This is a genomic window from Candidatus Binatia bacterium, from assembly GCA_036493895.1.
Lineage (GTDB): Bacteria > Desulfobacterota > Binatia > UBA1149 > CAITLU01 > DATNBU01.
Genome location: DASXOZ010000041.1, coordinates 1 through 22,493 on the forward strand (window position 1 = coordinate 1; position 22,493 = coordinate 22,493).

At 65.8% G+C, this 22,493-nt stretch carries 20 protein-coding genes and 1 tRNA gene; 5 read left to right on the forward strand and 16 right to left on the reverse strand.

Translation table 11 applies throughout. The annotated features are described in order from the left end of the window. Both VGK20_09995 and VGK20_10000 read right to left on the reverse strand, forming a co-directional pair. Positions 1-1,176 (reverse strand): PAS domain S-box protein (locus VGK20_09995; GenBank protein HEY2774364.1); only part of this gene is annotated, 1,176 nt, incomplete at its 3' end. A 243-nt stretch (positions 1,177-1,419) separates the two neighbouring features. Further along, positions 1,420-2,925 (reverse strand): aldehyde dehydrogenase family protein, encoded by a 1,506-nt coding sequence (locus VGK20_10000; protein ID HEY2774365.1) that lies wholly within the window; start codon positions 2,923-2,925, stop codon positions 1,420-1,422. Positions 2,926-3,245: 320 nt separating this feature from the next. On the opposite strand from VGK20_10000, the gene VGK20_10005 reads away from it, so the two are divergent. Next, positions 3,246-5,015, forward strand: coding sequence for a lysyl oxidase family protein (locus VGK20_10005; GenBank protein ID HEY2774366.1), 1,770 nt, complete (start codon positions 3,246-3,248; stop codon positions 5,013-5,015). Positions 5,016-5,237: 222 nt separating this feature from the next. On the opposite strand, the gene VGK20_10010 is transcribed toward VGK20_10005, so the two are convergent. From VGK20_10010 to VGK20_10065, 12 genes are all read right to left on the reverse strand, one after another. After that, complete coding sequence (locus VGK20_10010; protein ID HEY2774367.1) at positions 5,238-7,073, reverse strand: glycosyl hydrolase family 8; 1,836 nt, start codon at positions 7,071-7,073, stop codon at positions 5,238-5,240. A gap of 102 nt (positions 7,074-7,175) precedes the next feature. Next, positions 7,176-7,520, reverse strand: coding sequence for a nitrile hydratase accessory protein (locus VGK20_10015; GenBank protein HEY2774368.1), 345 nt, complete (start codon positions 7,518-7,520; stop codon positions 7,176-7,178). After that, complete coding sequence (gene nthA, locus VGK20_10020) at positions 7,517-8,122, reverse strand: nitrile hydratase subunit alpha (GenBank protein HEY2774369.1); 606 nt, start codon at positions 8,120-8,122, stop codon at positions 7,517-7,519. Before nthA ends, VGK20_10015 begins: the two co-directional genes overlap by 4 nt. Before the next feature lies 1 nt (position 8,123). Next, entirely contained in the window at positions 8,124-8,765 is a 642-nt protein-coding gene (gene nthB / locus VGK20_10025) for a nitrile hydratase subunit beta (protein HEY2774370.1), read from the reverse strand. A gap of 265 nt (positions 8,766-9,030) precedes the next feature. After that, the gene (locus tag VGK20_10030; protein ID HEY2774371.1) at positions 9,031-10,206 is read right to left on the reverse strand and encodes an alpha/beta fold hydrolase; all 1,176 of its coding nucleotides are present in this window, start codon (positions 10,204-10,206) and stop codon (positions 9,031-9,033) included. Between the two features lie 138 nt (positions 10,207-10,344). After that, on the reverse strand, positions 10,345-10,539 hold the full coding sequence (locus VGK20_10035; GenBank protein HEY2774372.1) for a type II toxin-antitoxin system HicA family toxin: 195 nt from the start codon (positions 10,537-10,539) through the stop codon (positions 10,345-10,347). Then, positions 10,536-10,748 carry a type II toxin-antitoxin system HicB family antitoxin gene (locus VGK20_10040; protein HEY2774373.1) on the reverse strand — a complete coding sequence of 71 codons (213 nt, stop codon included), beginning with the start codon at positions 10,746-10,748 and terminating at the stop codon, positions 10,536-10,538. Before VGK20_10040 ends, VGK20_10035 begins: the two co-directional genes overlap by 4 nt. Before the next feature lie 237 nt (positions 10,749-10,985). Beyond that, the gene (locus tag VGK20_10045) at positions 10,986-11,561 is read right to left on the reverse strand and encodes a hypothetical protein (protein ID HEY2774374.1); all 576 of its coding nucleotides are present in this window, start codon (positions 11,559-11,561) and stop codon (positions 10,986-10,988) included. Between the two features lie 211 nt (positions 11,562-11,772). Beyond that, positions 11,773-11,994 carry a type II toxin-antitoxin system HicA family toxin gene (locus VGK20_10050; protein ID HEY2774375.1) on the reverse strand — a complete coding sequence of 74 codons (222 nt, stop codon included), beginning with the start codon at positions 11,992-11,994 and terminating at the stop codon, positions 11,773-11,775. Further along, positions 11,991-12,212 carry a type II toxin-antitoxin system HicB family antitoxin gene (locus VGK20_10055; protein ID HEY2774376.1) on the reverse strand — a complete coding sequence of 74 codons (222 nt, stop codon included), beginning with the start codon at positions 12,210-12,212 and terminating at the stop codon, positions 11,991-11,993. Before VGK20_10055 ends, VGK20_10050 begins: the two co-directional genes overlap by 4 nt. Positions 12,213-12,283: 71 nt before the next feature. Further along, positions 12,284-12,359: transfer RNA gene (locus VGK20_10060), tRNA-Glu, on the reverse strand. Positions 12,360-12,486: 127 nt separating this feature from the next. Then, positions 12,487-13,629 carry an acyl-CoA dehydrogenase family protein gene (locus tag VGK20_10065; protein ID HEY2774377.1) on the reverse strand — a complete coding sequence of 381 codons (1,143 nt, stop codon included), beginning with the start codon at positions 13,627-13,629 and terminating at the stop codon, positions 12,487-12,489. 141 nt (positions 13,630-13,770) lie between these two features. On the opposite strand from VGK20_10065, the gene VGK20_10070 reads away from it, so the two are divergent. Further along, positions 13,771-15,168 (forward strand): sulfatase, encoded by a 1,398-nt coding sequence (locus tag VGK20_10070; protein ID HEY2774378.1) that lies wholly within the window; start codon positions 13,771-13,773, stop codon positions 15,166-15,168. A 253-nt stretch (positions 15,169-15,421) separates the two neighbouring features. Continuing rightward, entirely contained in the window at positions 15,422-17,686 is a 2,265-nt protein-coding gene (locus VGK20_10075) for an aconitate hydratase (GenBank protein ID HEY2774379.1), read from the forward strand. Between the two features lie 73 nt (positions 17,687-17,759). On the opposite strand, the gene gltX is transcribed toward VGK20_10075, so the two are convergent. Further along, positions 17,760-19,172 (reverse strand): glutamate--tRNA ligase, encoded by a 1,413-nt coding sequence (gene gltX, locus VGK20_10080; protein ID HEY2774380.1) that lies wholly within the window; start codon positions 19,170-19,172, stop codon positions 17,760-17,762. 58 nt (positions 19,173-19,230) lie between these two features. Further along, the gene (gene ispF, locus VGK20_10085; protein HEY2774381.1) at positions 19,231-19,716 is read right to left on the reverse strand and encodes a 2-C-methyl-D-erythritol 2,4-cyclodiphosphate synthase; all 486 of its coding nucleotides are present in this window, start codon (positions 19,714-19,716) and stop codon (positions 19,231-19,233) included. 216 nt (positions 19,717-19,932) lie between these two features. On the opposite strand from ispF, the gene VGK20_10090 reads away from it, so the two are divergent. Together VGK20_10090 and VGK20_10095 are read left to right on the forward strand one after the other, a co-directional pair. Further along, positions 19,933-21,048, forward strand: a complete 1,116-nt coding sequence (locus VGK20_10090) for an ATP-binding protein (GenBank protein ID HEY2774382.1) — start codon at positions 19,933-19,935, stop codon at positions 21,046-21,048. Beyond that, on the forward strand, positions 21,045-22,490 hold the full coding sequence (locus tag VGK20_10095; protein HEY2774383.1) for a sigma-54 dependent transcriptional regulator: 1,446 nt from the start codon (positions 21,045-21,047) through the stop codon (positions 22,488-22,490). Before VGK20_10090 ends, VGK20_10095 begins: the two co-directional genes overlap by 4 nt. Positions 22,491-22,493 lie beyond the last annotated feature (3 nt).

The following is a 22,493-nucleotide window of genomic DNA, read 5'->3' on the forward strand; positions in this document are numbered from 1 at the left end:
AACCGAGCGCGCGACTTCGGCAAGATTGACGACCTCTTTCTCGATGCGGTGGTTGCCGGCGCGCGACAGCATCAGAAGGTCCTCGATGATGCGGTCCATGCGTCCGGCAGCGCGCTGGATGCGAAGCAGCAGGTCGCGCTCGTCCTCCTCGAGCCGCTCGCCCACGTCTTCGACCAGCGTGTCGGTGAACCCGTGGAGCGCGCGCAGCGGGGCTCTCAGGTCGTGCGAGACCGAATAGCTGAACGTTTCGAGCTCGCCGACGGCGGCCTCCAGCTCTTCGGTCCTCTGGTGTACTTTCGCTTCGAGCTCGGCATTGAGGCTCTGCAGCGCCTCTTCGGCGCGCATGCGGCGCGAGATGTCCCTTTCGATCATCGAGACGCCGATGATCGCGCCGTTCTCGTCGAGAATCGGCGAGAAACTGGCCGATACGTCGAACAGCGTGCCGTCGCTGCGAACCCTCACCGATTCGACCTCGTCGACGCGCTCTCCGCGCGCGACCCGCTCGAGCAGCTCGCCTACCTCGGCCTCCTGCTCCGACGGCAGCAGGCACGTGGACGGCCTGCCGATCACGTCGGCCCGTGCGTGGCCGTACACGTTGGTCGCGCCGGTATTCCAGCTCACGATCGTGCCGTTGAGCGATTGGCCGATGATCGCGTCGGCCGACGATTCGACGATCGAGGCAAGGTATCCCGAGCGAAGCTCGGCGCGGCGGCGCTCGGCGATCTCGCGGTGAAGCTGCGCGTTGACCAGGCGCATCTCGTTGTGGTTGCGCTGGGGCACCGAGTTTTCGGCGACGACGGCCTGCTCGGCAAGCGTCGCGCGGGCGGCATCGCGCTGGCGAAGAAAGACGACCATCATTCCGATGGTGCCGACGACGATCAGGCGCCCGAGCGCCGCAACCCAGATCGGGTCGGGCGCAGGTCCGGTGTGGCCAAGAAGCGGCGCCGCGAGCACCAGCGTTGCCACCGATGAGGCCGCGACAGCGGCGGCCCTTCCGCCGGCCATCGTCTGCGCGAGGATCACGACGAGCAGGTACGGCAGCCCGAAGAAGATGCGGTCCGGCGCGTGAAGATCGAGGTAAAAAAGGAATCCCGACAGGGCAAGCGGCAGCAGCAGCGCCAGGGCCTGCCCCGACGAGCTCCGCGATCTCCAATCGAAACCGATGCTGGCGTTCACGGGTTCCCCCACCTTGCGGCTGTCCACTTCAACCCTCGACCGGACCCTCGAATCGGACCCTCGCTCGACTCTGGTCCCTATCGTTGCGGTTCGGGCAGCGGCCGAGAACGGGCGCGCGCCGACCGCCACCACGCCACGGGCCGGCCAACCGCCGTTACGCGGTGTCCAGGGGCAACTCCGCGAGTTCGGTTTTAGCCCTGCAGGCGCCGCGCTAGCAACGCCCTTGCAAGAAAAGATCCGGGGTCAGGCGGCGGTTCCGGGCGGAGTCCGGCTCTCGAAGCGGCCCTCGAGGTACGCCGCGATCCTGCCGCCCTCCGGAAGCTGGAAGGACTTGGTCGTCAGGTACTCCTCGAGGCCAAAGGTACCCAGCTCACATCCGATTCCGGACTGCTTGATGCCGCGGAAAGGCGCAATCGTATTGAAGGTGCCCCCGTTGATGTCGATGCCGCCGGTGTCGATTCGGCGGCCGACGCGCATGGCCCTGTCCACATTGCCGGACCAGATCGCGCCGCCCAGCCCGAAGATCGTTCCGTTGGCGATACGGATGGCGTCTTCTTCGTCGTCGTACGGCAGGATCGTCAGCACCGGACCGAAGATCTCCTCCTGGGCAATGGTCATGTCGGGCCGGACGTTGCCGAACACCGTCGGGCGCACGAAGAATCCCCGGTCCAGCCCTTCGGGACGATCCAGCCCGCCGGCCACCAGCGTCGCGCCCTCTTCGATGCCGCGCCGGATGTACTCGCGGACGCTGTCGTACTGGTGGCGGCTCACCTGTGGCCCCATCCGGGTGGTACCCGGAGCGGGCGCGACGCGAGGGTCACCGGCGATGATCACGTTCTCGGCGACGTCTTTCGCGATGCGGCAGGCCTCCTCGTGCATCGAGCGCGGCACCAGCATCCGTGTCCACGCGGCGCACGTCTGGCCGGCGTTCGTGTAGGCGTGGAAAACGCCGGCGCGGATCACCGACGGATCGGCGTCGTCGAGAATCACGTTGGCGGCCTTGCCACCGAGCTCCAGCGATACGTCCTTGATGGTCTTCGCAGCGACGGCCATGATTCGCCGGCCGACGTCCGTGCTTCCGGTGAGCGAGACCATGTCGATCATCGGATGGCCCGCCATCGCTTCGCCGATCTCGCTGCCCTTTCCCGAAAGGAAGTTGAACACGCCATGCGGCAGGTGATGCCCGGCGATTTCCGCGAACAGGAAACAGCTGAGCGCCACTTCGCAGCTCGGCTTGACGACGACGGTGCAGCCGGCCGCCAGCGCCGGGCCCACCTTCGCCGTGATCTGATGGATCGGGTAGTTCCACGGCGTAATCGCCGCAACGACGCCTTTCGGCTCGCGCACGACCACCGAGTTGCCGATGCGCTGCTCGAACTCGAAACCGCCGTCGATGAGCAGCTTTGCGTAGAATCGGATCGTCGAAGCCGGAAATCCGACCATGTACTGGGCGGTCATCGCTGCCGGCGAGCCCAGCTCCTCGACGATGACGTCTCCGAGCTCGGCAGCGCGAGCGTCCATTTCGTCGGCGATCGCCGCAAGGCAGCGGCCGCGCTCGGCCGCAGGCGTGAGCTTCCAGGCGAGCAGCGCCGCGCGGGCGGCAGCCACGGCCGCGTCGACGTCCTGCAGGTCGGCCCGGGGGATGCGCCCGCAGACCTGCTCGGTGGTCGGGTTGACCACGTCGAAGCTTCCGCTGCCGTGGGGCAGGACCCACCGTCCGTCGATCAGGATCTTGTCGAACATGTGCATGCTGGGCGGTCTCCGTTTGCGCTATGAGCGGCGCACTCCGTGCGCCGCTGGCCGGGCGCTATCCGGGCGACTGATTGCCAGAGTCCGGGCCGCGACGCCACAACCGCCGACTCTGGTGATACGGCCCGCAAGGTGCCGCGGCCGACGCCGGCGCTTCGACCCACGTTCCGGACGCGGCCAGACTGCTGTTGTGAAGCCGCGACAAATGCGGCTGCACCCGCACCTGAATCCTGCTATCGGTGCCGCGGGAGGACCGGGGGGAAATGGTCACGGCACGTTCTTACTGGGTCGCCTGCCGGGTCGCCGGCTTGGCCGCGTGCTTGGCCGCGCCCCTCGTCGCGGCGGGCGCGGCACCTGCCCTTGCTCTGCCGGACCTCGTTCCGGAAATCTCGGATATCCGCGTCGATGTTCGCGACGTGCTGAAGGGCGACGTCACCGAAGGTTGCGCCGAGGGTCAATACGCGCAGCGCCTCGTCGATTTCTCGCTGCTCACCCGCAACATCGGCCCCGACGACCTCATTCTCGGCAACCCGGGATGCCCCAACTGCACCCTCAATCCCGGCGCGCCGTGCATCAACCCGCTGTTCGTCTGCGGCACGGCCCACGGCCACGCGCATTTCGATTCGTTCGCGAAGACGGAAATCCTCGATTCGACGGGCACCGTCGTCGCCACCGGTCACAAGTACGGCTTTTGCCTGCTCGACCTCGAGTGCACCGACCCTCACTACAGCTGCTCCTACCAGGGCATCACTTCCGGCTGCGCCGACGTCTACAGCGCGGGGCTGCCGTGCCAGTACGTCGACATCACCGATGAGAATCTTGCCGACGGTGTCTACACGCTGCGAGTGACGATCGATCCGGACAACGTCATCCAGGAGGCCGACGAGACGAACAACGTCGTGGAGGCGCAGTTCACCGTCGGCGAGACGCCGCGCGTCTGTCCTCTCTACTCGGCCACCGACGTTCCGCAGGACATTCCCGACCTCGGCTCCGTCCAGTCGAGCATCCATGTTCCGGACCTCGGACCCGTCTCGTCGGTGCGCGTGCGAATGAACGGCACGCACACGTACGTCAGCGATCTCGATGCGACGCTGACGAGTCCCGCCACCACGACGCGCACGCTGTTCTCGGACAAGTGCGGCAGCGACGATAACTTCGACCTCTACCTCGGCGATGACGCCGTCGACCCGTTCATTTGCCCTGCCACAGATGCTTCGGCGCTGAGGCCGCCCGACCAGAGCATGTCGGCGTTCGACGGCGAAGCCAGCGGCGGCGACTGGACTCTGAAAGTTGCTGATACCGCGCCCAACGACACCGGCGTGCTCGACGCGTGGGGCGTCGAAGTCTGTGCCCAGTGCGGCAACGGGGCGCTCGATCCGGGAGAGGCCTGCGACGACGGCAACCAGCTCGACGGCGACTGCTGCTCGGCCGATTGCCACACCGCGGCATCCGACGGCACGAGCTGTGAAGACGGCAATCTTTGCACCACGTCGGAGACCTGCTCGTCAGGCCAGTGCGTTCCGCACGCGGACGTGCAGTGCGACCCGTGCCTCATCTGCGACCAGGACCGCGGCTGCATCGTTCCCGATCTCATCTATCCGTGCCAGCAGCCGGCGACCGGCAATTCCCTGATCCGCATTCGCCACGACGATTCGGACACCGACCGTGACCAGGTCCTGTGGAAGTGGAGGAGCATCACACCGGTGGAGCTCGACGAGTTCGGAGCACCGGACATCGTCACGAACATCTCGCTCTGTGTCTACGACGGCGGCAAGCTGCTGATGAGCTCGACGATCCCCGCGGCGCAGGCCTGCGACGGAGCGCCTTGCTGGAACCGAGAGGAGCACGAGGCGTTTTTCAACGATCCCTCGGGTCAGTTCGGCGGCCTGACGGCCATCAAGATCAAGGAAGGAGCCAACGGCACGATCCAGCTTCGCGGCCGCGGCGGCGGGCTCGGCCTGACGTCGCTCTACCCTTCGCTGCCGACGACAGTACGCATGCGCCGCAACGACGGAACTCCGTGCTGGGAAGCCAACTTCGACTCGACGCTGATCAGTTCCGGCACCCAGTTCAAAGCCCGCAGCCGCTAGCAGGTTGCGGAAAAACTCCGGACCGAGGCCCGTGCGTCGATTGCGCGCGACACCAAGGCGCGAAAACGCCGCTGTAGCTGCATCCTACAGCAAGTTTTCGCAACGCCGGTGTCGCGTGCAAGCGGCGTGCGGGCCGACGGGAGGGGTTTTCCGCAGCCTGCTAGTATGGGTTGAGGACAGAGTTTGGGGACAGGCACCACACGCCGGTGCTTGTCCCCGTTCCTACTGGCAGTATGCGCTCGAGGTATCGACGCTGCAGTCCAGCGTGTCGCTGACTCCGCACTGGCCGGCGTCGCCGGCCGCCGACGTCGCGCCGAGCACCATCGTCACGCGAAGCGGACCCACGGGCGCCGCGATGGTCGAGCGCTTGGTGCGGATCTGGAACGGCACGTCGGTCGCGCTCCCCTTGCGGTACTGGATCCGCGACAAGCCGTTGGCAGAGCCGGGCGTGCAGGTCGGCGCGCCGAGGGCTCCGCTGCGGTTGCCGTACTGGACCTTGCTCGAGGTGGTCTTCCACGCATCGCGCGCGTTGCAGGCCGCATCGCCGCTGCCGGGCACCGGCGTCGTCGCGGCAGTCAGGTCGAAGATCGCTGCATCGCCTGAGCCGGTGTCCTCGACGAGGATCTGCGCCCCGGCATCGAGAGTCGCCGGAGCACCGGCGGCAAACACGAGGCTTCCACGCAGCGTCATCATCTGTCCGCCGGCGCCGCGGTCCAGGTGCTGGATCGATACGGAAGCATCGGTGACGAAAGCCGGCTTCGTGCACAGCGCGGTATCGGCGGGCGTGCACGTCGGCGCCCCGACTTTCTCCGGCGCCCACCAATTGCCGGACATCACGATCATCGACAGAAGCTTGAGACTGTTCTCGTAGTAGTGCTCCGCACCGATCGGCGTGCCGGCCACGTAGTCCCACGCGTCGTTGAGCCAGGCCTGGTTGGCCGAGTTGACGACCGCACCCGCCGCGAACGGCGCGGCAAAGGCCTGCGAGCTGTAGTCGGTGTTGGGAATGACGTCGCCGCCCAGCTTGTATCCCGCGGTGATCCCCGTCGGGTCGTTGCCGGTCTTCGCCCGGATGAAAGCATTGATCGGATCGAGCGCCGTCTTTGCACGCGCATCGCCATTGGTGACGAAATCCGTGGCCAGGCGCCACGGAACGCGGCACGCGTTGTACGAATACATCCCGTCGGTGTCGGCTTCGAGAAAATTCGGCGGCGACGGTGCAGGAGCAGTCGCCGGGCTGACGATGAAGTCGGGCACGAGGCCCACGCCAGGGCTGTAGTTCGTCTGGAGCGACGAGACGATGCCGTACAAGCTGTCGCGAAGGTGGGTCCACGCTGCCGACCCGCTCGCGGTCGCGAACGATGCGAAGTGGTCCACCATGAAATCCGACGAGCGCGTCGAATTGTCGTAGGGCGGGCTTCCCGGCGTCACCCAGTCGCCGAGCAGCGTGAACGAGTGCGCCGCGTCGACCTCACCGTCGAGGATGTCGGCCATCACCGCGCCGGCTTCGCTCCTGTAGTCGATCCGCCCGCAGCTGCCCCACTGCTTGTCGGCAAGAAGCAGCGCGAAGGCGACGTCCAGATCGCCGTCGGTCGCGCTGTCCTGGCCGTCGAAGTCACTGCACATCTTGTTCTGGTTCCACGCCATCAGGTGCGTGTGCGTCTCGGTCGGATGCTCGAGGAAGTAGATGTACATCCCGTCGAACAGCGACTGGGCGTCGGGGTCGTGGCCGGCCATCAGCGCGAGCAGCATCATTCCGTAGCCGTGTCCTTCGGAAACAGTGAGGTTGCCGGAGTTGACGCTGGTCAGCACGACATAACGGCCGCTGCCGCAGGCCTCGGCGAGGTAGACCGATTTCCACTGGTCGTAGAAAGCGCCGACCGCCTGGTCGAGAGCCGACTGCGAGACGTGGTTCGGCCGGATGCTGCCTGCCGCGTACGTCATCGGATGAGAGCCAAAAGGCCGATTGACGTCGGCAAGCGACGGCGCGGCGGATAACCACACCGCGGCCGCGGCGACGACGGCAATCGCTGAACTGATGACCCGTGGCGTGGACATAGGCTTCCCCCCGAAGAAGACCTTCGACTTGAAGGGAATCTGCCGCCGCCGGCGGCTTCCGTCAATACTTTTGTTCGAAGTTCGCTCGGGCGCTGGCGACGATCAGTGGTCGTGGCCGGCCGGACGGCGGGCAAGTGCGTCGCAATGCGCTGCGAACTCCTGGGCGCTGAGCAGCCGCTTTTCGACGAGAAGCCGTTCGAGCGCTTCCTGCCAGCAGTGGTAGTACGACCAGCTCGAAGGATCCTGGCCGCTGCTCTCCCACTCGCCGATCTCTTCGATGAGGAGCCGGCGGAATTCGTCCCATTCGAACAGTCCTGCGCGATGGAGCGAGATCGTGACGCCGAAAATGCGGCTCTCCCACGGAGCATTGAATACGAACTCGCCGTTGCTGCGAGGCGGCGCTGCGCGGCCGTCGCCACCGGGAAAATCGAGCGAGAGGTCGCTCATCTGGTTTTCTGCACGGCGGCAGTGCCGATCATCGCGTCGCGCGTCACCAGTGTCGCGAGCTGTTCGCGGTTCATCGACTCGCTGCCGGGCGGACGCTCGGGCAGAACGAGATAGCGTACTTCGGCACTGCTGTCCCAGACGCGGATCTCGGTGCTTTCGGGAAGATCGAGTCCCATTTCGCGCAGCAGCTTGCGCGGCTCGCGCACGATTCGCGACCGGTACGCCGGCGACTTGTACCAGCTCGGCGGCAGGCCGAGCAGCGCCCACGGGTAACAGGAGCACAGCGTACAGACGACGACGTTGTGCACGCCTGGGCCATTCTCGACGACCACGACGTGCGAAGCTTCCGGTCCGCCGTATCCCATTTCGGCGATCGCCGAGCTCGCATCCTGAAGCAGCCGCGCCTTGAACTGAGGATCGATCCAGGCCCTTGCGACCACCGTTGCACCATTGAGCGGCCCGACATCCTTTTCGTAGTAACGGATGATCTCGTCGACCTTGGCGGGATCGACGAGGCCTTTTTCCGTCAACAGCGATTCGATCGCTTCAACGCGAAGCGCGATGTCGGAGGGGTCGGGATGATCGTGGTCGTGGCCGGACATGTCAGCCCCTTTCTTCGAGATACGGTTCGAACAGGTCGATGTGCACGACCGTGTTCGCCTCGGCCGCATCGCCCCAAAGCTCGGCGGCATCGAAACGCACTGTGTAGAGGTATTGAGGGTTTTCGCCGCGGTGATGCGCGTGATCGTCGGGGTAGACCATCGCCGGATGCACGTGGGCGATGACTCCGCGCCGGCAGCGCCCGTAGCCGGGCAGCCGCGTGTGGCCGGCAGGCTGATGGTTTCGCGTGACGACGGCCTGCCCGGCCTCGAACTTCGGCCGGCGCTCGATGCTGCGGACGTAGGTTGGCGTCTCCGGCTTCCAGCCGCTCGTCGGACTCGCGTGGCTTTCCGCAGGCACAACGGCATTCATTCGCTGTTCGATCTCGGGCTCCGTCACGACTCCGGCGCCGATCAGCCCTCGCTCGAGCGCCGCAAGCCATCGTCCGAAATACCCGTTGCGCAGATACGCGACCGGATCGAGACGCTCGATCGAATGGCGCCCGGCATCGATGTTGCCGCCGCCCAGGCTCTGGACGACTGCGAACACCCGTGCCTCCCAGCGTTCGTGGAAGACCGGCTCGTCGCGTTCGACTTCGACTTTTCCGAAGCCGTGCATGCCACCCATGTCGTGAATGCCGTTCATGGTTGGTGCCAGCTAGTCCAGATTTTCCGGGTCGGCGCAAATCTCGCGGCCGGATGCTGATGGCCCGCAATGCGTCGGCTGCGATTCCCGTGGAAACCCGGAACCGCGCCGAGTTTGCTTCAGGAGCTGAGCATGATGTCGAGCGCGTCCACTTCGTAGGGACGCGACGACGATCGTATGACGACGTACGAATGATGGTGACCCTTGATTCTCCGGGCTGGAACCAGCTTTGGGAATGGTCCCGGGACGTCGAGGGAGCTTCGCGCTACGCCAGCCGCCTGACTCCGGCTACCAGAGGAACTCCCACATGCGGACCGACTCCTTGAAGCCGGCCAGTACCGGCTGACCCAGTTCGGCAAACAGAAAATCCTTGCCGGCAACCAGCTGTCGCACGACGTCGGCGACGAGCACCTGGCCTCCTGCCGCCTGATCCGCGATCCTGGCAGCGAGGATGACCGCGGTCCTTGCCGCCGTGAGCCCGGAGCGCGTCCCGCGTCATCCCGTCGTAGAAACGCAGGACTTCACGACCACGTTCATCGCCGAGTCGCTGCATCATCGCGGTATGACCGGCAACGTCGGTAAAGACCACGGTGCGAAAAGCACCGGCAGCGGCCTCGAGGATCGGCGCAGCGACCGGAGCGTGGACGGTTCCGCCGAGGAACTCCTCCACGGCGCGGATGCTGTCGTCACTGCTGCGAACCGAGACGAGTCGAGCATCGCGCAGGCCCGCCATCAGATCCCGCGCGAGGTCGGCGCGGATGATGTGGGAAGAGCTTACCCATGAGCAGACGAGCGCAGGAGCAGAGATTTCGGGGAGAAGCGGAGTCAAATCGATCCCCGTTTCTGCCTCCACCATGGCGAGGAAGTCCTCCTGACGCTGGCAAGCGCGAAAGTGCATCCCGGCCTCCGTTGCATCTTTCGTCCAGCCGAATCTCATCAGCATCATCGCATCCGTTCCGAGTTGCCAGTCGATCTTCATGAGCTCGACCAGGGCCTTCAGACGCGGGGAGTCCCAGTCTCCGTGACCACGAACCCAGCTATCCGTCAGCACGAGGTGCGACACACGGTCGGGATAGCGAGCCGAGAATGCGATGGCCAGAAGTCCAACCTGCGAGGTAGCGTCGATGGCGAAACGCTCCAGCCCCAGACGATCAACTACCGTCGTGATGTCGCGCATGCGGGCGTCGAGCGAACAATCCACCACATCACGGTCAGACAGCCCGCTGCGTCGCAGGTCGAGCCGAACCACCCGCCGGTTGCGCGCCAACTGTTGCATCGCTCCCGCGTCGTATAGCTCGCGGCCGAGCCGCCACTCGGCCTCGACGTGGCTGAGCATCGCCGGTCGGAGCACGACGAGAGGAACGCCGTCACCTTCCCCGAACGCGGAAAATGCGATGCGAACGCCATCGGTTGTCGTGACGTACTGGATTCTCGGGGTCACGGGCTCCCCATATCCCAGCGAATCAGGGTGTTCCATGCCGCGCGGATTGGCGAGCGGCGCGCTTCGGGCTAGTAGCGAGCGGTGCCCCCTGGCGAAGTCGCGGGAGGGAGCGCCGTGGCGGCGAGAAACAATTCGTCGTTAGAACTGCTCCGGCTCTGAGACACCGAGGTCGCGGCAGATCTTCTTCGCGAGTGCGTTCCCGATTTCATTGTGACGCGGAATCGAGCTTCGCTTGCCCGTAATCCGATTGTGCCACCACGAATGCCTTGCGCCCTCTCGCACGAGCTCGCAGCCGTGCGACTGCAGATGCCGCAGCAGATCGCGGCGCTTCATACCGCGATAGGCAGCTCTTCGTATCCGATTCCGGCAGCGTTGCGAGCTTCGTCCCGGTTAAATTCGATGGCTTCCGCGAGAGTGACTCGTAAGCTTTCCAATAACTCTTCACGCGTCGCCTCCTGACAGTTGACGCCTGGAACCTCTTCGATCCAGCCGATCCACCATCCGGCGTCCTGCTTTACTACCGCGGTATAGGTATGCGCCATTGCCCGACCTCGGGATCACGGTACCAGCACCCGGCGCAGCTTCACAACCCCGGGGCAGACGCTATGACAATGTAGGAATGATGGTGACCCTTACTACTCCGACTTGGAACCAGCATTTCTTCTGGCTCCGCGAGGTGGAGAGTCTCCGCAGGGCTGCTGCAGCCTGAACAGCAGCATAGGGAAGCAGGGGTCTCCGAGAAAGATCCCCGACCTGAGTCGAACCGGGGCAGCTTGGGCTTAGGGGCGCCCGCAAATGAGAGGACGTCCGGCACTCCCAGTTCCGAACAGTCCGGCCATATGGTCAATCGCGCAGTACGCCTCGTTGTTCTCCTCAAGGGCGTGACGAACCTTCTCGATAAGTAGATTCGCTTCTGAACTACCGAGTACGACCTCGTAGACGCGCCTGACCGGCAGTCGGACGGCCATCAGCACTCGAAGTTGCATCTCATCATCTCCTTTCTTGGATGCGGTCTTCCGCTCCTCGCTGACGGTTGGCAGCGAGCCCAGACTCGAAACCAGAGCGGTGACTTGGTCGGCGGAAACGGCGGCTGTCCTCAAAAAGCGTTCACTCACAGGCCGCTGAAACATCTCAAACGCGTGAACGTCGGGAGATTCTTTCTCCGCGTGATAGAGCACACTACTGATCGGTCTCGTGACTGGCCCTTCGTAGCGCAGCATCATCTGAAATGAGTCGCGCTGGGTCGAAGCGAGTGAACGGAACTCGTCGTAGGGCGCTCGCGTCTGACCGGCGGCAATCGTAACGAGCGCAGTGAAAGAGAGAAGAACGAGGATGGCTGAAACCCGAACGAGCAAGGCTCGACCTATCCGTGAAGTGCGAAAAGGAAGATCAGTACCGCCTATCCAGATTGACGGGCGAGATGCCACAGCTAGGAAGTAGCTGAGCGCCGACCTCGATTCCAGGCCGGAATGGTGGTGACCCTTGCTACTCCGACTTGGAACCAGTTTCTGAACTGGCTGTGGGAATTGGAGGCGGTGCGGGCTTCGGCCGCGGCCGTTCATGGCGTCAGGACGTCAGGACGTCAGCCGTCAGACCTGTATCGCGTAGAATCTGACGGAGTAGTCCACGACCCAGCGTCTTGCCAGAGTGGACCGGCACGGTAGTCCGACGTCCGTCCGCATGCCGAAGAACCAGGTGGCTACCACTCTGCCGAACGGACTCGAAACCGTGGCGACGAAGGATGGCAAGTAGTTCCCTGGCCGTGACGGCAGGGAGGCGCGGGCTCATACCGCGACTCGGACCTTTGTCGCACCAACCTCATCGTAGATAGGCTCACCTGTCTCGATGCGGTCCTGCACGTGCAGCCGAATCGCATCGGCGATCAACGCGCGGGCTTCCTCCTCCGTCTCCCCTTCCGTGTAGCAGCCCTGAAGGCCGGGGCAGATGGCAAGGTATCGGCCATCCTCATCGCGCTCGATCACGACGGTGAATTCGTACTCGGTCATCGGGGCACGGTAGCAGGTGTCCGCGGAGCGGCACAACCCGGCCCGGAGAAGCTATGACAACGTAGGAATGTTGGTGACCCCAATGGGAATCGAACCCATGTTTTCGACGTGAGAGGCCGACGTCCTGGACCGCTAGACGATGGGGCCGCGGTGCTGCGTGGGCAGCCCGCAGTGTTTATTCGGCGCTGGGCAGCGGGTCAACCACCGGCCCCGAAAGCGGCAGGCCGCGTGAACAGCGCGTCGCAAAACGCGGCAGCAGCCGCAGCAGCCGCGATCACCGCCCGAGAATCTGCCTCGCGATGATCTCCTTCATGATCTCCGACGATCCGGCCAGGATGCGGTTGATCCTCTCGTCCTGGTACATGCGGCAGATCGGGTATTCGTCCATGTACCCTGCCCCGCCGTGCAGTTGCAGGCAGACGTCCACCGTGCGGCCGGCGAGCTCGCTGGAGAAGAGTTTGATGCGTGCGGCGTCCTCGGACGTCAGCTTGCCTTCGTTGTGCACCTGCACCGCGCGGTCGACGTAGGCCTGCGCAATGTCGATCTCGGCATCGAGCTCGGCCAGCTTGAAGCGCGTGTTCTGGAACTTGCCGAGCGGCTTGCCGAACACCTTGCGCTGCGAAACGAACTCCTTGGTCACGTGCATCGCCATCTGGCATCCGACGACGTTGCCGACTGCGGCAATCAGGCGCTCCTCGGCCAGGCCCTGCATCAGCATGAAGAAGCCGCCCTCGGCAGGCCCGAGCACGTTGGCCTCCGGAATGCGCACGTTCTCGAAGAACAGCTCGGCGGTGTCCTGGGCCTTCAGGCCCATTTTCTCGAGGTTACGCCCGCGCACGAAGCCGGGCATCCCGCGCTCGACGAGGAACAGGCCCATGGCGTGCGTCGCGTTCGGATCGGTTTTCGCCGCGACGATCACGACGTCCGAGAGGATGCCGTTGGAGATGTAGGTCTTCTGCCCGTTGAGGATCCAGTCGTCCCCGTCGCGCACCGCCGTCGAACGCATGCCCGCGAGATCGCTGCCCGCATCGGGCTCGGTCATCGCGATCGCGAGGATCGACTCTCCGGAGATGAAGCGCGGGAGAAAACGCGCCTTCTGCTCATCGGTGCCGAAGTTGCCGATGTACGGCGCCACGAGGCGGCTGTGCAGCGTGTTGAAGAAGCAGGGATCGCCGTGCCAGGCGTTCTCCTCGATGAGAATCTGCTCGTAGCGGAAGTCCGACAGCCCAAGCCCGCCGTACTCTTCCGGAACCCACATGCACAGCAGGCCCGCGCCGCCGGCCTTGCGGTAAGCGTCGCGGTCAACGATGCCGGCCTCGCGCCAGGTCTCCTTGTGCGGGCCGATCTCGCGCTTGAAGAATTCGCGAGCCGACTGGCGGAACATCGTCTGCTCTTCGGTAAACGGAAGTCTCTCCATGTTTCCCTCGATCGATCGGCAGCACACCGTGCGCAAGGCGCGACGGCGGCGGGGGCCTCGTAGCACGATCTTGCAAAAAGTTCCCAACCGCTGCAGCATCCCGCTCGCCGCTGCGGGCCGGTGCCGTGGCAGCTCGCGGAAATGGGCCGGACCCGCTTACTGGCAATCGCAACGGCTGCTGCGGCCGCGATCGTTTCCTGCCTGCCGCGCGGCGGCAGCCCGCATCCCAATATCCTGCTGATCTCGATCGACACTCTTCGCGCCGACCATCTCGGCTGCTACGGCTACCCGGTCCCGACCACCCCGAACATCGACGCGTTCGCCAAAGCGAGCGCGGTCCTGTTCCGCACAGCGGTAGCCGCCGCGCCCTCGACGCTGCCGTCGCACTCCTCGATGTTCACTTCGCTGCTGCCGGAGCACCACGGCGCGTTTTTCACGCGCGACAAGCCGCTTCCGGCCGACCGGCGCACCATCGCCACCATCCTCAAGGGCTACGGATACCGGACCGCGTCGGTCAACGACGGCGGCCAGATGGACGCGAGGTACGGCGTCGCGCAGGGTTTCGACGAGTACAAGACGCTTCCGGGCACGGCCGACGCTGCGAAGTTCTCGCGCACCGTTTCCGAGGCCTTTGCGTGGCTCGATGCCAACAGCCGCTCCGGACCCTGGTTTCTTTTCCTGCACAGCTACGAGACGCACCACCCGTACACACCCGAGCGGCGCTATCTCGATGCGGTCGGCGACCGCTACGACGGGCCGCTGCCCGATGCCATCTCGACGGCCATCCTCGAGAACATCAATGACCACAAGCTCGTCGGGATGACGGACGCCGACAAGCGCCATATCATCGCGTGCTACGACGCCGAGATCCGCTCGATGGACGAGTCCTTCGGCGTTCTCGTCGACGGCCTGAAAAAGCGCGGACTGTTCGACGACACGCTCATCGTCTTCACGTCCGACCACGGCGAAGAGCTCGGCGAACACACGCGTATGGGGTGGCACTCGCACGCGCTGTGGGATCCGATCCTGCTTGTCCCGCTGATCGTCGCCCTTCCCGATCGCGCAAGTGCCGGCCACACGATCGGCGACCAGGCGCGGGAGATCGACATCCTCCCGACCGTTCTCGATGTCATCGGCGCAAAGCCGGAGCCGCAGGCGGAGGGACGCTCTCTCATGGCACTGGTTCGCGGCCAGTCCGATGACGCGAGACCGGCAGTCAGCCAGCAGGACAGCACCGTCCCGCAGCTGCCGGCCACGCTGCGCGTCGATTCGCGCAAGCTCTACGTGCGGATCTCGCGGCCGTCGATGCTCTTCGATCTTGCCACCGATCCAGGAGAGCAGAACGACCTGAGTTCGGAGCGGAGCGCGGAAGCCGACTCGATGCAGGCGCGCATGGATTCCCTGTTCGCGGCCGCTCCTACCTCGGGCGGCGCCGGCTCGGCGGTTCCCGATCCGGCTCTTCGCGAGAAGCTTCGCTCCCTCGGCTATCTCGGCAGCGACGGAGCTCCGGCGGACGGCGCCGAGCATCCTGCGCACTGATCGGATTCTGCCGCCCGGCAGCGTCCAGCTTCGTCTTCTGCGACACGCCGGCAGGCCGCTCGGCAACGTTCGCCCGAGCGTCTGACAACCCTCTTCGTTCGTGCGATAGGCCACGGACTCTCCGAGCGACACGACCCGCGCGAGCGGCGCGCGTAGAACACCCGCGCGAGCGGCGCGGGTAGAACACCAGCGCGAGCGGCGCGGATGGAACACCAGCGCGAGCGGCGCGGATGGAAATGGAGGAGCACAGGCGATGCCGAACATCGACAGCAGTCCGGAATTCGTATCGCAGGTCTACGCGAAGATGCGCGAGCGCCTTGCAGTCGTCCGCGGACGCGTGACAAGGCCCCTGACGCTGGCCGACAAGATCATGCTCGGCCACCTCGACCGGCCGGCCGAGGCCGAGATCGAGCGCGGCAAGAGCTACGTCGAGCTCAGGCCCGACCGCGTCGCGATGCAGGACGCCACCGCGCAGATGGCGCTGCTGCAGTTCATGCAGGCCGGCCGCCCGCAGGTGGCGGTGCCGACCACCGTGCACTGCGATCACCTGATCCAGGCCCACCACGGGGCCGCCAGCGATACGAACCAGGCGCGCAGCGACAACGCCGAGGTCTACGACTTCCTCTCGTCGGTCTCGGCAAAGTACGGGATCGGCTTCTGGAAGCCGGGATCCGGGATCATCCACCAGGTCATCCTGGAGAACTACGCGTTCCCGGGCGGCCTGATGATCGGCACCGACTCGCACACGCCGAATGCCGGCGGGCTCGGAATGTGCGCTTCCGGCGTCGGCGGCGCCGACGCCGTCGACGTGATGGCAGGCTTTGCGTGGGAAGTGCTCCTGCCCCGCACCGTGGGCGTCAAGCTGACCGGCAAGCTCAACGGCTGGGCGGCGCCGAAGGACGTCATCCTGAAGCTGTGCGGCCTGCTGACGGTCAAGGGCGGAACCAACAAGATTATCGAGTACTTCGGGCCCGGAACTGCAAGTATTTCCTGCACTGGGAAAGGGACCATCTGCAACATGGGCGCCGAGCTCGGCGCCACCTGCTCGGTGTTCCCGTTCGACGACCGAATGGCGATCTATCTCCGGGCCACGAGCCGCGGCGCGCTGGCCGAGCTGGCCGAGGCCAACCGCGACCTCGTTACTGCCGACCCCGAGACCGCCGCCGATCCGGCCAGGTACTATGACGAAGTCGTCGAAATCGACCTCGCGACGCTCGAGCCTCACCTCGTGGGCCCTCACACACCGGATCTCGCGCGACCCATTTCGGAAGTGGCCGCGGCGGTGCGCGCCGAGGGCTACCCGGACCATCTCTCGGCAGCGCTGATCGGCAGCTGCACGAACTCTTCGTACGAGGACATCTCGCGCGTGGCGGCCATCGCCGAGCAGGCGGCGGCCCACGGCTACCGCGCCAAGTCGACGCTGCTCGTCAGCCCCGGCAGCGACATGATCTTCGAGACCATCGGCCGCGACGGGCAGATGGCATCGCTCGAGAAAGTCGGCGCTTCCGTGCTCGCCAACGCGTGCGGTCCCTGCATCGGACAGTGGAAGCGCGACGACGTCGCCAAGGGCGAGAAGAACTCGATCGTCACGTCGTTCAATCGCAACTTCCCCGGGCGCAACGACGCGAACCCGGAGACGCTGGCGTTCATCGCCAGCCCGGAGATCGTGCTCGCGCTCGGCCTTGCCGGCTCGTTGTCGTTCAACCCGATGCGCGATGCGCTCGGCAGCAACGGGACGAGCTTCAGGCTTTCGCCGCCGCCGCCGGCGCCCGAGGTGCCGGCCAACGGCTTTGCGACTGCGATGGGCGGCTACCAGGCCCCTGCGGCCGACGGTTCCAACGTCCAGATCAAGGTCAGGCCCGACAGCCCGCGGCTGGCGCTGCTCGAACCATTCGACCGGCCGAAGGCCGGGCAGTACCTGCGCATGCCGCTGCTGCTGAAGACCCAGGGCAAGACGACCACCGACCACATCTCGCCGGCCGGTCCGTGGCTGCGCTTTCGCGGGCACCTCGACAAGATCAGCGACAACATGTTCACCGGCGCGATCCGGGCCGGCACCGGCGAGCGCGGCACGACGCGCAATCCGCTGACGGGAGAGACCGGCCAGCCGACTCCGGCCGTTGCACGCGCGATCAAGGCAGCGGGTCGCAAGTGGATCGTCGTCGGTGACGAAAACTACGGCGAAGGGTCCAGTCGCGAACACGCGGCGATGAGCCCGCGCCACCTCGGCGCCGCCGTGGTGCTGACGCGAAGCTTCGCCCGTATCCACGAATCGAACCTGAAGAAGCAGGGAATCCTTCCGCTGACGTTCGTCGATACGGCCGACTGGGCCAAAGTGCGCGACGACGACGAGATCTCGGTGCCCGGCGCGCTGGAGATCCAGCCGGGCCGCGCGGTCGACGTGATCCTGCACCACAGCGACGGCCGCGACGAGAAGATCACCGCGAAACATTCCTGCAATGCCGAACAGATCGGCTGGATCAAGGCCGGCGGCGCGCTGAACCTGCTGAGGAAGTGAGGCTGGGGTCAGGCACCAGCGCCCAACGCACGGTCGTCGGCGCCCAGTTGTCGCGCGCTGGTGCCTGACCCCACTACAACGTGCCGGCTTCGGCGCCGTCGCAGGCGCTGCGGATGCGTGCGAGCACGCGGTCGCGACCGAGCACGTCGCAGAGCTCAAAGATGCCGGGGCTTGCCGTGCCGCCCGTCAGCGCGACGCGAAGCGGCTGCGCGATGCCGCCGAGCTTGATCCCCTCGCCTTCGCAGTAGGCACGCAGCTCGTTCTCGATCGAGGCTGCATCCCACGGCTCCAGCGTGCCCAGCTCGCCGGCCAGCTCGCGAAGACGGGCGCGTTCCGGCGCCCCGAGGAATTTCGCCACGGCCGCCGCGTCGTACTCGACCGACGCGCGGACCACCGGCCCGAGCGCCGCGCTGAGCTCGGCCAGCGTGCGCGCTCGCTCGCGCACGAGCGCTACCGCCTTTTCCATCCACGCCATATCGAAGCCGTCCACCGCATCGGCCGGCAGGAACGGGAGGACGTCGACCGCGAGCTCGGCCGCCGTCCTGTTCTTCATGTGCTGGGCATTGACCCAGGCGAACTTCTCGAGATCCCACGCTGCCGCTGCCTTGTGGATCGCTCCCGCATCGAAGGCCGCGACCAGCTCCTGCAGCGTGAAAATTTCCTGGTCACCGGACGACCAGCCGAGCCGTGCAAGATAATTGAGGGTGGCCTCGGGCAGGAACCCGAGATCGCGATACGCAAGCAGCGACGTTGCGCCGTGCCGTTTCGACAGGCGCGCGCGATCCTGTCCGACGATCAGCGGCATGTGGCCGTAGACGGGCGGCGTCGCGCCGAGCGCCTGGAAGATCTGCATCTGACGCGGCGTGTTCGTGATGTGATCTTCGCCGCGCAGCACGTGCGTGATCCCCATGTCGATGTCGTCGGCGACGTTGACCAGGTGAAAAACCGGAGAGCCGTCCGAGCGCACGAGCACGAAGTCGTCGAGCTCGCTGTGGTCGAAGACGATCTCGCCGCGAATGAGGTCGCGGACGATGGTCCGGCCATTCTCGGGCACGGCCAAACGGACGATCGCGCTCTGGCCTGCTTCGGGTTTGCGGTGAAGATGGCGGCAAGCCCGGTCATAGGCCGTGCTGCGGCCCGCTTCCTGGGCCACCTTGCGCCGCGCATCGAGATCCTCGGCGCTGCAGAAGCACCAGTACGCGGCACCCTTGGCAAGCAGCCCGTCGACGATTTCGCGGTAATACGCGCCGCGTCCGGACTGGAAGATCGGCCCGTCGTCCCACGTCAGGCCGAGCCACTGGAGCCCCTCGATGATCGCAGCGGTAAATTCGTCGGTCGATCGCTCTCGATCGGTGTCTTCGATCCGCAGAACGAAGCTGCCGCCGTGGTGCCTGGCGAACAGCCAGTTGAACAGCGCCGTACGCGCACCACCAATATGAAGATGCCCGGTCGGACTGGGAGCAAAACGCGTGCGGATTTCCGCCATCGGCGGAATCAACCACGCGCCTGCGCGCAAGGCAACGCGCTGCAGCGACGCGCGCGAGTCAGGAACGGGACGGCATCTCCACCAGCGCGACAGCCAGCGCCGCCACCGCGTTGCCTTCGCCAACGGGACCGAGTCCGTCGCTGCTCTTGGCCTTGACCGAAAGAGTCGCCGCGTCGATTCCGAGCACCGATGCCATCGCGCTTCGCATCGCAGCGAAATGCGGAGCGAGCGCGGGCTTCTCGAGCACGATCGTCACGTCGGCGCTGACGACTCTCGCGCCACTGGCCGCCAGTCGCGACGCGACCTCGCTCAGGAACGTGGCCGAGCTTGCGTCCTTCCATCGTGCGTCACTCGAGGGAAACAACAGCCCCATGTCCCCGAGTCCGGCCGCACCGAGAAGCGCATCGCACAGGGCATGAGCCGCAGCATCACCGTCGCTGTGGCCGAGGGCGCCGAGTTCGAACGGCACCTCGATGCAGCCGAGGCGCAGCGGCCGGCCCTCGACGAGACGGTGGATGTCGTACCCCTGCCCGATTCCCAGCATTCGATTCCTTCGCGCCCGAAAAATCCGGGACCGGTTCGGATCCGGCCCGCCGCCGCAGTCCCGGCAAGTCATCGCAGGGAGATCCGAATCTGTTCCGGATTTCCCCCATTCCGTCACAACCCCGTTTTGAGGCACCGGCGAGCATGGTAGCATCCCCGGGTCCGCGACTTCGAGCCTTCCGAAGCCGCCAGGTTGCTCATGGCGTCCGAGGATCTCATGCGCACCGCCGATCACGAGGCGGTGCTGGCGAGCCTGCTCGAAACGGTCGTGGCCTTCGGCCCGGACGGCGAGATCGTGTTCGTCAATCCGGCCGCCGAGTCCCTCCTCGGCCGCTCCCGCCGCGCGCTGGTCGGCCGCACCGCCACCGAAGTCTTCTCCGTCGCGCCGTGGGTCGCCTCCATGCTGCGCCGGCTCGGGCCCCAGCATCCCGTCGTCCGCGAAGCCGGCGAGCTGTCGATTGGCGGCACGTCGATCCCGATCTTCGCCGAAGCCGCGATGGTCGGCGAGCGCGACTCTGCGTCCTCGGGCGGCGCCGTGCTCGTGTTGTACGACACCTCCCGGCGCAGCGTCCTGCAACAGGAAACCGACCGCAAGCGGGTGGTCGAGCTGGATCGCCTGGCGGCGCAGTTTGCCCACGAGATCAATAATCCGCTGTCCGGGATCCGCGGAGCCGCGCAGCTTCTCGGCCGCAAGCTGGACGACCGGCCCGAGCTCGTCGAGTACACCGAGATGATCGTGCGCCAGGTGGACCGGCTGAGCGGGCTGGTCGAGGCGCTGATGGCGCTCGAAGCGCCCCTGCTGCGCAAGGAGCCGGTCAACGTCCACCGCATCCTGAACGAGCTGCTGCTGCTCGAGCGCAGCGCCGCGTTCCAGCGCGGCATCGTTTTCGAATCCGAATTCGACCCGAGCCTGCCCGAGGTCAACGGCGACCCCGCCAGGCTCGAACAGCTCTTCCTGAACATCCTTCGCAATGCCGTGGCCCACTGCCCCGCCAGCCTCGGCCGCATCCGCATCGCGACCAGGATGGAGCATTCGTATTACGTCGATCGCGAGTCGGGACGCGTTTCGTTCCTGACGGTGTCGATCGCCGACAACGGCCCGGGCCTGGACGAGGAAGCGCTGGAGCACATGTTCTCGCCGATGTTCTCGCGAAGGCCGGGCGGGCACGGCATGGGCCTTGCCATCGCCGGCGCGATCACGATGGCGCACGAAGGCCGCATCCGCGCAGCCAACGTCCCCGGCGGCGGCGCCATTTTCCACATCACGCTTCCACTGGCGCTCGTCGCGCCGACCAAGTCCCGCGAGAACGGCAAAGGAGAACACCGAGCGTGAACACGCTGAGAAATGGCACGGCGCTGGTCGTCGACGACGAAGCCGACGTGCGGCGCGTAATCGGCGATGCGCTCGCCGATGCGGGATGCAAGGTGCTGACGGCCGAAGACGCCGGCACGGCTCTCGAGATCCTCGACCGCGGCGGCATCGACGTCGCCTTCCTCGACATCAACCTCGGGCGTGCGAGCGGATTCGACATCCTCGACACCGTGCGGCGGCGCGGTGGCACCACCGACGTCGTCATCATCACCGGAAAAGCCTCGGTCGCCAATGCCATCGAGGCGACGCGGCGCGGCGCGTACGACTACGTGACCAAACCGTTCGACCTCGACCACCTGGTCGGGCTCACGCGGCGCATCCTCGAAAGCCGCGCCGCGACGCACACATTTCCGGAGACGCAGCCAAGCGACGAGCCACCTGCCAAATCGGAGATCGTCGGCCAGTCGGCCGCGATGCAGGAAGTCTACAAGATCATCGGGCGCATGGCCTCGAGCCCGACAACGGTGCTGATCCAGGGCGAAAGCGGCACCGGCAAGGAAGTGGTCGCACGCGCGATCCACGCGTACTCGACGCGCTCCGAAGGCCCCTTCGTCGCCGTCAACTGCTCGGCCATTCCCGCCGACCTGCTCGAAAGCGAGATGTTCGGACACGAGCGCGGCGCCTTCACCGGCGCCACCGACCGGCGCGTCGGGAAATTCGAGCAGGCCAAGGGCGGGACGCTGTTCCTCGACGAGATCAGCGACATGCCGCTCGTACTGCAGGCCAAGCTGCTTCGCGTGCTGCAGGAACGCGAGTTCTCGCGCGTCGGCGGACACGAGCTGCTGCCGGCCGACTGCCGCGTGATCGCCGCGACCAACCGCAGCCTGGAGACCGAGGTCGACGCCGGGCGCTTTCGCGAAGACCTCTATTTCCGCCTGAAAGTCGTCGTGATCGATCTTCCGCCGCTTCGCGAAAGGCGCCAGGACATTCCCGATCTCGTCCGTCACTTCCTCGAGCGCATCAACGCGCGCGAGCGCTTCAAGGTGAAAGGCGTTTCGGCCGATGCGATGTCGCTGCTGGTCGAGCAGCACTGGAAAGGCAACGTGCGCGAGCTCGAAAACGTGCTGCTGCGCGCAGCCGCGCTCGCACCCGACCGTGTGCTTGGCCCCTCGGATCTTCCGCTGCGCGCCGGACAGTCGGCCCCGGTGATCGAGCTGGCGGTACCGCTGAACGTCATTCTTTCGGCGAAAATCCGCGAGATGCTGCAGTCGTTCGGCTCGGCCGAGCCGCGCGACCTGCACGCGAGGGTCCTGGCGATGGTCGAAAAGCCGCTGTTCGAAGCCGTGCTCGAGAGCACCGGCGGAAACCAGCTGAAGGCTGCCGACATCCTCGGCATCAACCGCAATACGCTCCGAAAAAAGATCACGGACTACGCGATCTCGCTGCCGCGCGGCAGGGCCTGACGG

Bases quoted from the DNA above. Each gene is read 5' to 3' on its own strand.
- VGK20_10000 (HEY2774365.1), bottom strand. From the start codon at position 2,925: ATGCACATGTTCGACAAGATCCTGATCGACGGACGGTGGGTCCTGCCC.
- VGK20_10010 (HEY2774367.1), bottom strand. From the start codon at position 7,073: ATGTCCACGCCACGGGTCATCAGTTCAGCGATTGCCGTCGTCGCCGCG.
- VGK20_10015 (HEY2774368.1), bottom strand. From the start codon at position 7,520: ATGAGCGACCTCTCGCTCGATTTTCCCGGTGGCGACGGCCGCGCAGCG.
- nthA (HEY2774369.1), bottom strand. From the start codon at position 8,122: ATGTCCGGCCACGACCACGATCATCCCGACCCCTCCGACATCGCGCTT.
- nthB (HEY2774370.1), bottom strand. From the start codon at position 8,765: ATGAACGGCATTCACGACATGGGTGGCATGCACGGCTTCGGAAAAGTC.
- VGK20_10035 (HEY2774372.1), bottom strand. From the start codon at position 10,539: ATGAAGCGCCGCGATCTGCTGCGGCATCTGCAGTCGCACGGCTGCGAG.
- VGK20_10040 (HEY2774373.1), bottom strand. From the start codon at position 10,748: ATGGCGCATACCTATACCGCGGTAGTAAAGCAGGACGCCGGATGGTGG.
- VGK20_10050 (HEY2774375.1), bottom strand. From the start codon at position 11,994: ATGAGCCCGCGCCTCCCTGCCGTCACGGCCAGGGAACTACTTGCCATC.
- VGK20_10055 (HEY2774376.1), bottom strand. From the start codon at position 12,212: ATGACCGAGTACGAATTCACCGTCGTGATCGAGCGCGATGAGGATGGC.
- VGK20_10065 (HEY2774377.1), bottom strand. From the start codon at position 13,629: ATGGAGAGACTTCCGTTTACCGAAGAGCAGACGATGTTCCGCCAGTCG.
- VGK20_10070 (HEY2774378.1), top strand. From the start codon at position 13,771: ATGGGCCGGACCCGCTTACTGGCAATCGCAACGGCTGCTGCGGCCGCG.
- VGK20_10075 (HEY2774379.1), top strand. From the start codon at position 15,422: ATGCCGAACATCGACAGCAGTCCGGAATTCGTATCGCAGGTCTACGCG.
- gltX (HEY2774380.1), bottom strand. From the start codon at position 19,172: ATGGCGGAAATCCGCACGCGTTTTGCTCCCAGTCCGACCGGGCATCTT.
- ispF (HEY2774381.1), bottom strand. From the start codon at position 19,716: ATGCTGGGAATCGGGCAGGGGTACGACATCCACCGTCTCGTCGAGGGC.
- VGK20_10090 (HEY2774382.1), top strand. From the start codon at position 19,933: ATGCGCACCGCCGATCACGAGGCGGTGCTGGCGAGCCTGCTCGAAACG.